We start from the raw sequence: 14,700 nt of genomic DNA, 5'->3' as shown, positions 1-14,700 counted from the left end.
GAATTCAGCCCGAGATGCGCCCCTGTCGCGAACCCGCCAGGCGCCGTTCGCTGCCTATCTGAAGCGGCGGGAAAGTGTGGCCAGGATCAGCCAGATGTCCAAGCGCAGGCTGCGGTTCTCGGCATAGATCATGTCGAGCCGGGCCTTGCGTGGAATGCAGCGCCGTTCGTAAATCGTCTCGTTGTCCTGATCGCCGGTGGTCGTGCGCAGCAACCGCTCTTCGTGTTCGTGATAGAACACCGAGGCGAGGCCGGTAACGCCCGGCCGACAGGAGAGGACCTCGCGGTAGATTTCGGGAAAACGCCGAACATACAACATCAACGGCGGACGTGGGCCGACGAAGCTCATGTCGCCTCTCAGGATGTTCCAGAGCTGCGGCAGTTCGTCTATCCGCGAGCGTCGAAGGAATCGCCCCGTGCGCGTTACGCGGTGCTCCTTGTGGCCGCCCGAAGCGCCCCGGTCGCCGGGATCGGGGCGCATCGTCCGGAACTTGACCAGGCGGAAGGTCTCGTCCGGTGTCCTGGCCCGGTCGGAAACGTAGAACACCGGCCCGCCATCGACGAGCAGGATCGCAAGGCCGATCGCGAGCATCACCGGCGCGAGCACCAGCGCGAGCGTCAGGCCGAACAAGAGGTCGAAGGATCGCTTCCAGAACGGCATCGTCAGACCTTCCTGTCGCCGAGCTGGCGGCGATAGTAAGCGACGAGATTCGCGATCACTTTGCGCTGATCGAAGTCGCTCTGCACTCGTGCCAGCGCCGCATCGCCGAGCCTGCGGCGAAGATCGGGTTGCTCGACTAGCGTGGTCATCGCCTCGGCAAGGGCAGCCGGATCGCCGGCCTCGAACAGCAGGCCCGTTTCCCCGTCCTTCACCGCGCAGTCGACGCCGTAGATGCGCGAGGCGACTGCGGGCACGCCCATTGCCGCACCTTCGATGAGGACCGACCCGAACCCTTCGCGAAAGCTCGGCAGGACGACCGCGTCGGCCAGCCGCAGGTAATCCTGCGGACGATCGCTGAACGGCTCGACGGCAACCTTGTCGCCCAGCCTGGCGCGCATCATCGCCCCCAGATCCTGCTCGTCCTCGCCCACTACGATCAGCTTGGTGGGGCGCGAAACGGTGCGGATGACGCTCGCATAGGCTTTGGCCAGCACATGGAGGCCCTTGTCGCGCTGCAAGCGCCCGATGAAGACGAAAACGAATTCATCCCCGCCGAGGCCAAGCGCTTCGCGCAGGGCTTGATCGGGCGCGATCGACCGATCGAACTGGACCAGGTCCACGCCGGATATCGAACCGGAACCGAGCACCCTTCCCCGGTCCTTGCCGAGCACGCCCTCGCGCCGAAGAAATTCCAACTCGGTCTGGCTGACGGCGAGTATGTCGCTCGCAAGTCGACCGACGAGCCAGTCCATCGCCTTCAGAAGCTTTCGCTTCGGACCGGTCGAAAGACACCAGACCTCCCCTTGATAGGTGTGAATGCGAATAGGCACGCGGGCGAGCCAGGCAGCGATCATCCCGACCAGACCGGCCTTGGGCGTTATCGTCTGCAGGAGCTGCGGCCGGTCGCGCCGCAGCTGACGCCAGATCGCGAAGATCGCCTGCAAATCCCTGAGCGGCGCGATCTGCCGGTGGATCGGCATGAACTCCACCCGGCAGGGCAGCGAAAGTCGGTCGAGTACTTCGGGCATGTCGTTTCGGATATAAAGTGTCACGTCGAACTCGCGCGACATCGCCTCGAGAATGGGCACCCAGAAACATTTCAGGTTGAGCACCGAATGCATGATCACCACCGCCCGGGGACGGTCATGGGATCCGCGGGCGCGATCAGAGGCCCGGGACATCATGCGCCCTGATCTTGGCAATTTCGGATCTGACCCACGCGGCGAGCGCGGGATCGTCCATCGGTTGCGACCGGCGCCGGGTCAGCCATTCGAGCCGTCCGGTCGCGACGATGGCGGCCAGCGCCCCGGTCTTTAGGAACGAGCGCAGGATATAGCGCGCTTCGCCCACGGTGCGTCGGTTGCGGCGCAGGGAGCGACGATCCATCCGGTAGGCGCGAAACATCTTCGCGGCGGTCACACTGCCCAGCTCGCGGACGAAATAGAGTGGCTCGCGGATGATGTGAACGGCGAGATCGTCCTTCGAGCTCGACCGCAGCCACAATTCGTAATCCTGCGCGCTCGGATAGGTCGGATCGTACCGGTTGCGCTGGAACCACGCGCGCCGCCCGATGACCGAGGCATGGACGATCCCCGTCCCGGCTTTGCGCAGCAGATCCTCGCGCGTCATTGTCGAGGCTGGGTGGCTGCGGGCTCCGAAGGGCTGGTCGTCATCGTCGATCGACACCAGCCCGGTGGAAACGAGGTCGACCTGCGGCATGCTTTCGAGCACGGCCAGCTGGCGCTCGATCCGGTCGGTCGCCATCAGGTCGTCGGCATCCATGCGCACGATGACCGGCGTCTGTGCCTCGTCCACGATCTGGTTGAGGCGTGCGGCAAGCCGGCGGTTCTCGCCATCGGAAATCACGCGCACGCGCGGGTCGTCGACCGATCGCGCAATGTCGAGCGAACGATCGGTCGAGCCGTCGTCTACCAGGATCAGCTCCCAATCCTGATGGGTCTGCGCAAAGATGGACCGGATGGCATCGGGCAGGTCCTTTTCGGCATTGTAGAAAGGCAATCCGATGGTGACTTTCATGACGGCAGGCCTCTGATGTTGCGGCACCGGGAAGCAGAAGCTTCCCTCAGGCGGTCTGGTAGGGGATGAGGTTGCCGATCTCGCGCAGATAGACGAAATAGAAGGCCCCCCCCAGCGCCGCCATGACGAGCAGCATGTAGGCTCTCGATCGGCGATCCGGGAGGGAGAGAATGGCTATCGGCCACAGGAAAATCATGCCGGCGTGGAAATAGAGCGCCATCCGGGAAATCTCGATATAGATGCCGGTTGCCGACACCATCGCGTGGATCGTCGCCCCCAGAACGAGCATCAGCAGGAACACATCATAGGCGCGGGCCCACTGCGGGCGGATGATCGGGCGCATGACGATGAAGAATACGCTCATCGTGCCGTAGAACAGTGCCAGCAGGGCGCCGCCCGTCTCGGTACGTTCCGCGTAGCTTTCGTACCGTTCGTTGGCGAGCCCGGCGAGCCCGAACACCGCATCCAGCCCGATCAGCGCCACGGCACCGATGGTCAGGAGCAGGAAGATCGCCCGGGCCGAGAATCTCTCGCGCAGCAGCGGATAGGCAAGCAATGTGAAGATGGCCGTGATGTGAAAGCACGAGGCCAATATCGCCCAGAAGGCATACCTCCCCGGCCGACCGGCGATCAGCGCGGGCAGCGCGTTCAAGTAGACCGCCAGCGCAATTCCCTGGCGCAGGCCGTTCATGTGGAAGACGAAATATCCGAAAGCGATGAACGTGAAGATGGCTATCGCCCGGCTCGCCGCCAGCCGCGTAATTGCGCGCAGATAGAAGAAGATCGCGAACGCGGACGTGACGATCAGAGCTACGGACCAGTCGTCGGACAGCAGACGTGCAATGGCGAACAGCAGCTTGTGACCCACCTCCGCGGTTCCGTCAGCGTCCCAGACAAGGCCGTTCCCGACGAGATATTCGTACCGGTTGACATAGGCGATGGTGTCGGCCCCCACCGGTACTGCGCGCAACCCCGCGAAAAGCACCAGCGAGAGGATCAGGATACCCGCAAGTGCGATCGCCGCGAAGCGCGGCATCGCGCGCCGCTCCGCCCAAAAGGCCAGCAGAGTAGTCCAGGCCAGATGGAGGAAATAGGGGATCATGGCTCGCCGCTTCCCGGCGGTATCGCGCGATCGCGTCGCCCGAGCGATTGTTCGAAGGCCGTGAGGGCGACTTCGCGATGGGCATCGCACCGCACGACATTCATCGCGATCATCCGCTGGCGCCGATTGTAAAGCATGCGCACGAGACGCCCGCCGAGCACCCGGTTGAGCCGCGTCGGCCACAACCCCAGACCCAGCACATGCGGCAACTGGTTCCCGGCCAGACGGTCACAAAAGGCGTTCCAGGACTGCTCCAGCCAAACCTCGTCCTCTGCCTGGCGCGAGCGTTCTCCGAGCGCATCGAGGCAAGCCTTTGCATGCTCCGGCGGCAAGAGATCGACAACGCCGTTCTCGTCGCAACCGATCGGGATCAGGTCGATCTCGGGCGCGCTGTCATCGCCGCCCGGCAGTTTGACCGAGACTGCCAGCCCCTCGTTCCATTGGGGTTTGCCGGCGCGATACCCGTAGATGCAATTGCCCTGACCATAGAGGATATGGCCGCCCTCATAGGCTTCCATGGTCCCGATCACGTGACTGTGCTGACACAGCACCAGATCGGCCCCATGCCGCACGAAGGAACGGCAGGTCCGCTGAAGGAGCGGGCTGGGATACTGGTAGTACTCGATTCCGCCATGGTAGATCGCGACGACGAAATCGCATTCCTCGGCCAGTGCACGCAGCGTTTCGAGGTCGGTCAGCGGGTCGAACACATGGGCTCCGGCCTCGGCCTTCGTCGCTGCATTGAATTCGCGTTCGGAGAGCGCGAAGATGCCGATCTTGCGACCGTTCAGCATAATCCTTGCCGGCTCGGCCGCCTGTGCTGCGTCATGCCCGGCACCGGTGGTCCGCAGACCGGCTTCGCGACATGCCGCGAGCGTTTCGAGCACCCCTGCCTCGCCGTAGTCCTTGATATGATTGTTCGCGCAGGTGAGCATCCCGAAGCCTGCGGCGGCCAGAAACTGTGCGTCCCGCGGCTTTCCTGCGAGGACCGGTCCGATCTTTTCGGCAGCGGGTGCCGAGCGGTTCATCACGAATTCGAGATTGGCGACCGCGAGATCCGCCGCGCGGAGCCTGTGCGCGAGGCCGCCCATCAGGGCCTCCGGATTGCCGCCGTCGAACAATGCCCGGGTATCGTCCGTAGGGCAGATATCGCCGCACAGCAGCAACGAGGCCGAAACTTGTGCGCTCATGCGGTCTCTCCGGGCATGAAGGACGGATCGCGCCAGGCTCTTTCGATCCGCCGCGTGTTTTCATGGGCCGAGAAGCCCCGCTGTTCGATGGCCCGAGCCGCTGCCGCGCGCGAGGGGCGATCCTGCCGAGCGGCCATCTCCACCGCATCTGCCCACCGATCGATGTCATAGCCTTCGGGCCGCGACACCAGCCCCAGCCCCATATCGATAAGCGCTGGGAAGCCTTCCGACAACACGCACGGCGTGCCGGCGGCCTGCGCCTCGAGCGCGACCAGGCCGAAGCCTTCGCGAAGCGCGGGCGAGACGAACACGTCGAGCGCCGCCATCACGGCCGGCATATCGCTGTGCGGGCCAACCAGCCGAACCCTCTTGGAAAGGCCCAGTTCTGCGGCGCGTGCACGGATTTCCGCGCAATATCCCGCGTCTTGCTCGCGCCCGACGATGGCGAGGGTCGCATCGATCCCGCGCATCTCGAGCGTGTGGATCAGGTCGACCAGCAGTGCGGCATTCTTGTGGCGGACGATCCGCCCCACGGTCCCGATGAGCAGCCCCGGCCGCCCGCCTGACAAGGCCTCGCGCGCGCGGTCGATCTGATCGGCATCGATGGTGGAGTAGGCCTGCGTGTCGATCGCATTGCGGATCACCACGCGCGGCTGGCCGCGCGATGGCCAGCGCGCGAACTGGCTGTCGATCGCTTCGCGCGAGCAACCCCAGAAATCGCTCGCCAGACCGGCGAAAATCATCTTGCTCAGGGCCAGCTCGATATTGGCAAAGGCCCGATAGGCAAGCGATCCGCGAAAGGTCAGTGCGGCATGTGCGTGGACGATGATCCTGCGGATTCCCGCCCGCCTTGCCGCCAGCGCGACGATCCCGCTGCGCGCGTTGAGATGGGTGTGCACGACGTCGGGTTTCCCGTGCGCGGCAACGATGGCCAAAAAATCGCGCAGATAGGCGATGACCCCGCTTTGCGCCGGAGTGAGGATGGGCAGCAGGCGCGCGCCCGACGCACGGATCTCCGCATCGAAATCCGCGCTTCCGGAAACATGGCCGCGCGTCTGGTGAACCAGGAAATCGACCTTCGTGCCTGGTGCCTTGTGGCGCAGCAGCTCCATGATCATCACCTCGGCCCCGCCCTGGTCCATCGGTCCAACGACGTGCCAGACCCTGAGCCGGCCGGTCAGCGCCGGATCGCTCTCAGGTACAGACGTTGGCATTGGTCCTCGCCCTCGCAGTGGAACATCGTCTTCATGTAATGGCGGAAAACCGCGTTCAACGCGCCCTGGTGATTGAGCACGAAGAACCGGTTCATCAGCAGCCGGTTCATCCACCGGCGCTTGCCCGAGATGCGTTCGAACGGCTTGAGCTCTTCGATCTCGAAATATTGCGAGATTTCCGCAGCGAGAACGCTGGATGTGAAGTGACGGAAGTGATGCGGAGCGAGCGGCTGGTTCACGTGCGGCACGGTCAGGTGCAGCACGCCGCCGGGCCGCAGCGTATCGCGCACACCGCGAAGGAAGGCGTCCGCCTTCGACGGCTCGATATGCTCGTATACCTCCATCAGCGCCGCGGCGTCGTTGTCGGCTTCGATCGGATCGGCAATGAGATCGCGCGCCTCGAAACGAAGATTCGCGCCCGAATTGAGCGCCCGCGCAAGCCCGATCGCCTGCGCGGAATAGTCGATCCCGGTCAGCTGCGAGTCGGGAAACCGCTTCGCCAGCTCATGCGTCAAGCGCCCGTCACCGCATCCGATGTCGATGATCTTGCTCCGGCTTTCCTCGGCCCCGATCCGGTCGAGCAAAAAGGTGATGGCCGAGACATAGTTGAGACACCAGTCGTAGGTGCGCGCAACGCCGAACTGCGGCGGCAATGCGGAGACATAGTGATACGGAAAGGAATACCAGCTTTCCTGTACCTTCTGTTCGTCCTGCAAGGTGTGCATCATCGAAGTGTCCTCAGAGTGCTGAGAGGGAGAGCATGTCGCCGCAGATGAAATCCTGCCCGTCGGGGATGAAATCGGGTAGCCCGCTCGCCGGATAGAAGGTCAGTTCGCCGAACACCACCTTCCCGTCGAGATCGTACAGGTCGACGCGGACATAGGGATGTCCGGCGGCAAGCTCGCGGGCAATTTCGCCCATCCGCTGCAGCGAAGCCGGCGGAGAAATTGCGATGTCGGGCCGCGGAGCTAGATCCTTGCCGAAGGGCAGGATGTTCCAGTCGAGATCGTAGAAATTCTGCGCGTGGTCGCTCGAGCCGCGCCCCGCGTTCGCCTGGATGAAGCGCGGTTCGCCGTGGAAGCAATAGAATTTGTAATCGCGCAAGCCGCCGCTCGAGTCGGACAGGAATTCCTCGATTACGACTCGGCGAGGCATGTCGCGGTACGGCCATTCGCGCCCGTTCCAGAAAATGCCCTGGCGGAGCCAGGCGGCGAAGAGCCGCCGCGCATGGCCGCGATTCAAGCGCGACTTGTCGGTGCAGATCAGGTTCCAGCCGCTGGCATGCGCGGCCTTGGCCACGAAGCGATCGGGCAAGGCATCGAAATCGATCTCGCGCGCGTTTTCCACGCAGGCGATCTGGCGACACAGGAGGTCGCCGTAACCGCGATCGGCCAGATAGCCGCGCACCGCATGCTTGTCCGCCAGCACGGTCTGCAGCGGATCGCGGTTGTTGAGCTTGAGCCACTGGAGCTTCTCGCTGAAGCGCACCGGATTCTCGAGGTCCGGCTCGCGTCCGCTGTAATCGCGGTAGAGCTTGATGATCGCCTCGCGGTCCGAAAACCGGCGCAGGTTCACCGCTCCGCGCGCGCGCAGCCATTCCAGCCACAGGAGGTGACCGGCCGGGCTGGCGCCCTTCCAGCGCCTCATGGCGCGCTTGAACCGCGCAGCGGGGGAGGATCCGCGAACTTCCAAGTCAGCCACCCTTCCCCAGGCGCCGGTAAAGCGCGCGAGCCATGTTCCGTGCCGCCAGGGCCGAGGCCGCCACGACGTTCCCCTCGCGGGCGCGGAAGAATGCGCGCGCCTGCCACCGCAGCGGCTTGCCCGCCGCGAGGTAGGCGCGGTGGCGATCTTCGAAGCGTTCGTCGATCATGGCCCGCACCTTCATGCGATGCTTGGGCGCGACGACATCATAGACCCCGTGCCATGCGTTGAGCTGCAGCCCGGTCAGCACATCGGCATAGGTTTCGAGCAGATGAGCCTCGATCAGATATTGCTCCACGAGATCGAGGACATGGAAATAGTCGGCCCGCTTGATGCCCTTGCCGGCGGTCGTCGCGGCAGGTTGCTGGCGGTAGAAAGCAAGCCGTTCGGGCACGACAGCGATGGTATCGAGCTGCGTGACGAGCTGCCAGTGCACCGGCACGTCCTGATAGGTAAGTCCCGGCGCGAAGGCGATATCCAGGCGCTCCAACGCGTCGCGTCGTACCATCCGGGTCCACGCAAAGGCAGGGCGATCGAGCAGCGCGACCCGATCGTCGCCTCCGCTTGCGATCAGCGAAGACGGCTTTGCCGCCAGTCCGGCTATCCGCGCCTGGTCAGTGAAGGCCGCATAGTCCCACAGGACCATCTGCGCATCGGCCTGGCGTCCCTTCTCGATCGCACGGCGCAGCATTGCGGGGCTGAAGAGATCGTCGGCATCGAGAAAAGTCACCCATTCGCCGCGCGCCTGCGCGATGCCGATATTGCGGGCGACGGACAGACCCTGGTTGCGCTCCTGCCGCAGGAGGCGGATCCGCGGATCGCGCTCGGCATAATCCTGCAGGATCGCGAAGGTCCCGTCCTGCGAGGCGTCGTCGACGATGATCAGCTCAAAGTCGGCGAACTCCTGCCCGAGAACGCTGTCGAGGCATTCGCCGACGAACGGCGCGACATTATAGGCCGCCATCGTCACCGAAATCGCAGGGATCCGCGACGCAGTCATGGCGCTTCCTTATGAGGCGGCCGCGCGCGACGAAGCAGGCCCAGAGGGGAGGCGTCGATACCGATCAGCCGCCGGGCGCTGATCCAGAACAACACGTTCCACACGATGACCGAAATGCCGGTGGCGATGGCTGCGCCGACCGCACCCATGTCGGGTATCAGGACGGCATTGAGAGTCACGTTGATGGCGGTGGCCACTATCATTCCGCGAAAACCCGCCTTCTCGTTGCCGGTCATCACCAGCAGCGGCCAGACGATGCCGAAGACGCCGTTGATGATCTGCGCGATGGACAGCAGCATGAGCGGCTCCCACGCTGCCTCGAAGCTCGCCCCGTAAACCAGGCCGATCAGGGGCCGGCCAACTGCCAGGTAGAGCGCGAAGACGGGGACTGCCAGCAGCACGGAGCCGCCCGCACAGGCCGCGGCGAGGCGTTGCATGCGGACCGGGTCCCGCTCGACATGAAACCGGCTGACATAGGGCATTGCGACCACCTGGATCGCGGACAGGCCGAAGATCACGAAGCCGGCGCCCGACACGGCGACCTTGTAGTAGCCGACCTCTTGCGGCTCGCGAAAGATCCCCAGCATGACCATGTCGGCGTTCTGGTTGACGAGATGGAGGCTCGACATCAGGGCAAGCGGCACTAGCGCTTTGAGCCAGCTGGACGTCTGGAACTGCATTCCACTCATCCGGCGGCTCTCCGGCGGAAGCGCGCGCATCACGAGGACGACCAGCAACGCCAACACCGCCAGAGTGGCCACCAAGTTGAGCGCCAGGGCCGCAGTCGCATCGAGATTGGGTGCGGCGAGGACGACACCGGCTGCGACCAGCAGGCTGATGAGCAGGGGCCGCACGACCTCGATCGGGTAAAGGCCCGACATCACCTTGCGCAGGCCCCGCAGGATTGCGCCCAACGTGCTGCACAGCGCCACCGGCAGGATGAGCAGCGCCGCGAGCCAGAAGATGAGGCGGTCCTGGGTCGAAATGCCGTCGCCCGCTACGAGCGTCACCGCCAGTACGGCGAGGACGACGACAAGCGCGAAGATGATGTTGATCCGCAGCGCCCATCCGATGATGCTGCGCATCGCCGTCCCGTCACGGGCCGAATCCGCGCTGGCGGTCTCGCGGATGACGAGCAGGGGCAGGCCTGCCTGGACCGGCAGCGCCAGCAATGCCGTGACAGAGAGCGCGAAAGCGTAGATCCCGTAATCGACATCGCCCAAGACGCGGGCCAACACCACCGATGACGCCAGCGTGGCGAACAGGGAAAGGATGCGCACTCCCATACCGCCCGCGCCTGCGCGAACGAGCTGTCCCTTAAGGCCTTTCCCGCTCGCGATGCCGGCAGGCGTGGATCTGAATGTGCGCAAGTTCATCGCTGGTCTGGCAAGGCGGTCGGGCCGGGGCCTCAGCCTGCTACGCGCTTCTTAGCGACGGCGAAATAGCCGGTGGTAGAGCGATCGTCAGGGGCGATCTTGTCGAGCAGCATGAGGAGAAGGAAGAACGGGCTGCCGACCAGGATCGCGAACATGCCGACCACCTGACGTTTGCGCCCAGGGGAAAAGATCGTACGCATGAACTGCACGATGATCGAGCGGTAGTAGTAGTTTCGCGGCGCGATCCGTTCGACCTCGAAGGAACGCAGAAGTTCTTCGAGGCCGTGGCGCGTGAAGCGCCAGTAATCCCACGGCTCCTCGTGAATGCCGAACACGAAGGGGGTGCTGAGTACGAAGGGTCCGCCCGGCTTCAGAACGCGTTCGATCTCGCTCAGCGCAGCTTGCGGCTCGCGCACGTGTTCGAGCACTTCCATCATGAAAACTGCGTCGAAATCATCGTCGGCGAAGGTCATTTGCGTGGCGTCCATCACCATGTCGGGCTTGCGATCCGGGTCGATGTCGATCGAAATCGTGTCGGTCGCCGGATGCCTGGCAATCATTCCATCGAGGCCGCCACCGCCGCCGATACACAGCACCTTGCTCCCCTCGGGGAGCCTGTCGAGCTCGATGGTCAGCCATTCGTACAGGTTCTCTCGCGAGAAGCGTTTCGATACCCGCGCGAATGCGATGAATATCTGGCGGAAGATGGTCATTCTAAGTGGCCTCGTATCGGCCCCCGCATGGATTGGACGGGGAAAGGGATCTGTGCGGTCGAAGGTGCGGGATTGCCGAGGCGGGTGCCGCGCCCGCCATAATCTTGCCCTGGGGTCAGAATTGCAAAAACCGGTCTAGCGGTCCGGCGGCGGACGGCGTGACGGCCCCGCGGTTCGCGCCGGTGACGCCGCCGCTGGAAGACACGGGAAACGACAGCGGTCAATCGTCGTCACAGGTTCGCTACCATTCCCTGGTCCGCGCGGTTGCGATAGCCCAGAACCAGTTGCGCGAGCTTGCGACGCACGAGCATGTCCTTCCCGTCATCGCCGTACTGCTCGAGCTCGGTCAGGTCCCGTTCGAGTTTTTCCCAGGGGATGAAGCCCTCTTCGGCCCTGAAAATCCGCGGATTACGGGTCGGCTCCGCATGCCCATCGATCAGCAGCTCTTCGTAGAGCTTCTCACCGGGACGCAGGCCGGTCTCCACGATCTCTATATCGCCGTCCGGGTTATCCGCATCGCGGAGCGTGCGCCCCGACAGCAGGATCATCGTCTTGGCGAGATCCATGATCTTCACCGGCTCGCCCATGTCGAGCAGGTATACCTCGCCGCCCTTCGCCATCGCGCCAGCCTGGATGACCAGCTCGGCCGCTTCGGGAATTGTCATGAAATAGCGGGTGATGTCGCGATGGGTGACCGACACCGGGCCGCCTGTCTCGATCTGCTGCCTGAAGTGCGGGACGACCGAGCCGGACGAGCCGAGCACATTGCCGAAACGGACCATCGAGAAAACCGTCTGTCCGCGCGTATCGGCGGCGAATGCCTGAAAGATCATCTCGCAAACCCGCTTGGATGCGCCCATGACATTGGTCGGGCGCACCGCCTTGTCGGTGCTGATCAGCGTAACCCGCCCCACCCCCGTCTCGCGCGCGACCAGAGCCACGTTCAACGTGCCGCGCACGTTGTTCTTCACGCCGGAGATGACATTCGCCTCGACCATCGGAACGTGTTTGTATGCGGCGGCATGATAGACCGTGTCGGGGCGGAAGCGTTCGAAAATCCTGCGCACGGCGAGTTTCTTTTCGACCGAAGCGAGTTCGGGCACGATGTCGATATCGCCGTGATCGCCGTCGGCCAGGATATGGCGGATCTCCCCGTCGATCTGGTACAGCGCGGCCTCGCTCATATCGAGCAGAACCAGGCGCCGGGGTTTCTGCTTGACGATCTGGCGTGCCAGTTCGCCTCCGATCGTCCCGCCCGCACCGGTCACCAGCACAACCTTGTCACGGATCGACTGGGCCAACAGCTCGCAATCGGGCGCCACCGGATCGCGGCTCAGCAGTTCGGTCACATCGACTTCGCGCAGATCGCTGACCGACACGCTACCGTCGACGATTTCGGAAATGGCAGGCAATGTGAGCACGCGGACCGCACGCGACCGCAGCTTGTCGATCAAGGCCGTTTTCTGCACCCGCGAGAGGCCCGGCTCGGCGAGGAAGACGATATCAACACCAAGCCGGTCGATGACCTCTTGGAGCATGTCGGTCCCGAAGATCGGAATTCCGTCGAGCCGGCTTGCGGCAAGCCCGGGGTCGTCGTCGAGCAGGCCGACGAGCTTGTAGGCGCGCTCGCGCCGGATCGATGCGGCCAGCTGGCGGCCTTCGTCGCCCGCGCCGAACACGATCACCCGGCGCAGCTCGCTACGCTCTCCCAGAAGATCGATGAGGATATAGCGCGCCACAACGCGCGAAAGCGTCACCAGGAGGAAGAAAACCAGCGGGAAGATGGCCCCCACCGTACGTGGCACTCCGGGTGGGGCGTAGAATCCGATGATGATCACGCTGGGTATGGCCAAGCCGATGCTCGCGAGAGCAAGCTGACTCATCCCGCGGGATCCCAGAAAGCGGAACAGGTTGGAATAGATGCCGCCTGCCGGGAAGATGGCCAGAAAAAGCGCCGCTTCGATCGCAAGAACGGTGACGATCGGCTGCGAAAAAAGGTCCCAGTAACCCAGCCGAAGCGAAAAGCTGATGATGACGGCGACGGCCAGCAGCACGAGGTCGGTAGCTGCCACGACCATCCGCTTGACCTTGCGATCGGCGCGTACGACCACGCTGGCGAACGCGCGCGAGGCGCCGAGAAGCCTGAGCGCCCAGGCGTCTAATACAGGTATACCCTCTCTGCTCTGTTGCATTGCATTTCCAGATGCTTCGCCAACCAAACAACAAAGGGGCGGCTCTCAGTCGAGTTTGAACTCGATCAGACAAGCAGCCGCAGGACGCTCCCGTCTCCCCGCGCATTCGAATTCGCAGTACGCCAGAGCTCGTTTTTTGACAAACTTTTTGAAGAGGTGCCCCGCGGGTACCAGGCAACGGGTGTCTAAGCCTTCGGAAACGGAGGTGGAGGTCAACGCGTGGCAAGGAATAAAGGGCGAATGCTGCTATCTGTTGCAGATCGCCCCCTGTTCCGATTTCGATCCGGGATGATTGCGGCGGTGCGCGGGGAGCGTGCGGGCCTCATCTACCGGACCGAGTCGATCGGGCCGTTGCGAAGTATGGCCCTTCACAGACCGTGGGCCCGCGCGACGAGACGGGCGATGCGTTCGGCTGCGGTGCCGTCTCCGTAGGGATTGTGGGCCTGGGACATCGCATCGTAGGCCGAACGATCGTCCAAGAGACGAACGGTTTCGGCCACGATCCGCGCGCGATCCGTCGCCACCAGCCGAGCCGTGCCCGCCGCAATTCCCTCCGGCCGCTCGGTCGTGTCGCGCATGACCAGCACCGGCTTTCCGAGGCTCGGTGCCTCTTCCTGCACGCCGCCACTATCGGTCAGCACGATGTCGGACATCTCCATCAGCCTGACGAATTGCGGGTAATCCAGCGGCTCGATCAGCGCGACGTTCTCACGATCCGCCAGCTCCCGCTCCATGATCGGGCGAACCTGGGGATTGGGATGGACCGGGAAGATGACCGCGACGCCCTCTCGTTCCGAAATGTCGCGGATCGCGCCGGCGATGCTGGCCATGCCTTCACCGAAATTCTCGCGCCGGTGGGCGGTTACCGCGATGATCCGGCGCCCCTGGAAGCGCGCGGCGATCGGATCGAGTCGCGCCGTGAGGGCGGGGCGCGAGAGCACGATCTCACGGGTCTTCAACAGGGCGTCGATCACGGTATTGCCGGTGACGTGCACGGTCTGTGGCGTGATATTCTCGGCTCGGAGAGCCTCGGCTGCGCGCGCGGTAGGGGCGAAATGGAGGTCGCTGACCACCCCGGTCACGCGCCGGTTTACCTCCTCGGGCCAGGGTGAATAGATATTGCCGCTGCGCAAGCCGGCTTCGACATGGCCGACCGGGATCCGGCGGAAATAGGCCGAAAGCGTCACCATCATCGTGGTCAGGGTATCGCCGTGGACGAGCACGCGGTCGGGCCGCACCTCGTCCAGCACCTGCCCGAAAGAAAGCAGTATTCGCGAAGCCAGTTCATCGAGCGACTGGCCCGGCTTCATGAGATCGAGATCGATGTCCGGGCGAATTCCGGCAATATCGAGCACCTGGTCGAGGAGTTCGCGATGCTGCGCGGTCACCGCCACGCGCGTTTCGAGGGCGTCGATTGAACGCAGGGCATGGACCACCGGAAACATCTTGATCGCTTCCGGCCGGGTTCCGAAGACGACCAAGATCCGCGCCACTTGCGATGCCCCTTCCGCTCCG

Annotated in this window: 13 protein-coding genes; all 13 read right to left on the bottom strand. The window is 64.0% G+C overall.

Translation table 11 applies throughout. The features are described from left to right. Positions 1 to 54: 54 nt before the first annotated feature. The 13 genes from DL238_RS03270 to wecB all read right to left on the bottom strand — a co-directional run bounded on the left by DL238_RS03270 (position 55) and on the right by wecB (position 14,678). Positions 55 to 660: a sugar transferase gene (locus DL238_RS03270; protein WP_115490946.1), complete on the bottom strand. Its 606-nt coding sequence runs from the start codon at positions 658 to 660 to the stop codon at positions 55 to 57. Positions 661 to 662: 2 nt separating this feature from the next. After that, on the bottom strand, positions 663 to 1,781 hold the full coding sequence (locus tag DL238_RS03265) for a glycosyltransferase (protein ID WP_234031081.1): 1,119 nt from the start codon (positions 1,779 to 1,781) through the stop codon (positions 663 to 665). A gap of 43 nt (positions 1,782 to 1,824) precedes the next feature. Then, the gene (locus DL238_RS03260) at positions 1,825 to 2,697 is read right to left on the bottom strand and encodes a glycosyltransferase family 2 protein (protein WP_115490944.1); all 873 of its coding nucleotides are present in this window, start codon (positions 2,695 to 2,697) and stop codon (positions 1,825 to 1,827) included. A gap of 46 nt (positions 2,698 to 2,743) precedes the next feature. Beyond that, positions 2,744 to 3,799 (bottom strand): EpsG family protein, encoded by a 1,056-nt coding sequence (locus tag DL238_RS03255; protein ID WP_115490943.1) that lies wholly within the window; start codon positions 3,797 to 3,799, stop codon positions 2,744 to 2,746. Further along, positions 3,796 to 4,989: a CapA family protein gene (locus DL238_RS03250; RefSeq protein WP_115490942.1), complete on the bottom strand. Its 1,194-nt coding sequence runs from the start codon at positions 4,987 to 4,989 to the stop codon at positions 3,796 to 3,798. The genes DL238_RS03255 and DL238_RS03250 overlap by 4 nt, the downstream gene beginning before the upstream one ends. Next, positions 4,986 to 6,203, bottom strand: coding sequence for a glycosyltransferase (locus tag DL238_RS03245; protein WP_115490941.1), 1,218 nt, complete (start codon positions 6,201 to 6,203; stop codon positions 4,986 to 4,988). The genes DL238_RS03250 and DL238_RS03245 overlap by 4 nt, the downstream gene beginning before the upstream one ends. Continuing rightward, on the bottom strand, positions 6,167 to 6,931 hold the full coding sequence (locus DL238_RS03240; protein WP_115490940.1) for a class I SAM-dependent methyltransferase: 765 nt from the start codon (positions 6,929 to 6,931) through the stop codon (positions 6,167 to 6,169). Before DL238_RS03240 ends, DL238_RS03245 begins: the two co-directional genes overlap by 37 nt. Positions 6,932 to 6,941: 10 nt before the next feature. Next, the gene (locus DL238_RS03235) at positions 6,942 to 7,850 is read right to left on the bottom strand and encodes an ATP-grasp fold amidoligase family protein (RefSeq protein ID WP_115490939.1); all 909 of its coding nucleotides are present in this window, start codon (positions 7,848 to 7,850) and stop codon (positions 6,942 to 6,944) included. A gap of 46 nt (positions 7,851 to 7,896) precedes the next feature. Then, a complete protein-coding gene (locus tag DL238_RS03230; protein ID WP_115490938.1) occupies positions 7,897 to 8,904 on the bottom strand; it encodes a glycosyltransferase family 2 protein in 1,008 nt (335 codons plus the stop codon). Beyond that, entirely contained in the window at positions 8,901 to 10,184 is a 1,284-nt protein-coding gene (locus DL238_RS03225; RefSeq protein ID WP_181883797.1) for a flippase, read from the bottom strand. The genes DL238_RS03230 and DL238_RS03225 overlap by 4 nt, the downstream gene beginning before the upstream one ends. A gap of 128 nt (positions 10,185 to 10,312) precedes the next feature. Continuing rightward, complete coding sequence (locus DL238_RS03220; protein ID WP_115490936.1) at positions 10,313 to 10,993, bottom strand: class I SAM-dependent methyltransferase; 681 nt, start codon at positions 10,991 to 10,993, stop codon at positions 10,313 to 10,315. A 230-nt stretch (positions 10,994 to 11,223) separates the two neighbouring features. After that, positions 11,224 to 13,185, bottom strand: a complete 1,962-nt coding sequence (locus tag DL238_RS03215; protein WP_115490935.1) for a polysaccharide biosynthesis protein — start codon at positions 13,183 to 13,185, stop codon at positions 11,224 to 11,226. Positions 13,186 to 13,553: 368 nt separating this feature from the next. Beyond that, a complete protein-coding gene (gene wecB / locus DL238_RS03210; protein ID WP_115490934.1) occupies positions 13,554 to 14,678 on the bottom strand; it encodes a non-hydrolyzing UDP-N-acetylglucosamine 2-epimerase in 1,125 nt (374 codons plus the stop codon). Positions 14,679 to 14,700 lie beyond the last annotated feature (22 nt).

This window comes from Alteriqipengyuania lutimaris, from assembly GCF_003363135.1.
Classification (GTDB): Bacteria; Pseudomonadota; Alphaproteobacteria; order Sphingomonadales; family Sphingomonadaceae; genus Alteriqipengyuania; species Alteriqipengyuania lutimaris.
Note: the sequence above shows the minus strand (reverse complement) of the source record. Positions and strands in the feature narration are given on the sequence as shown.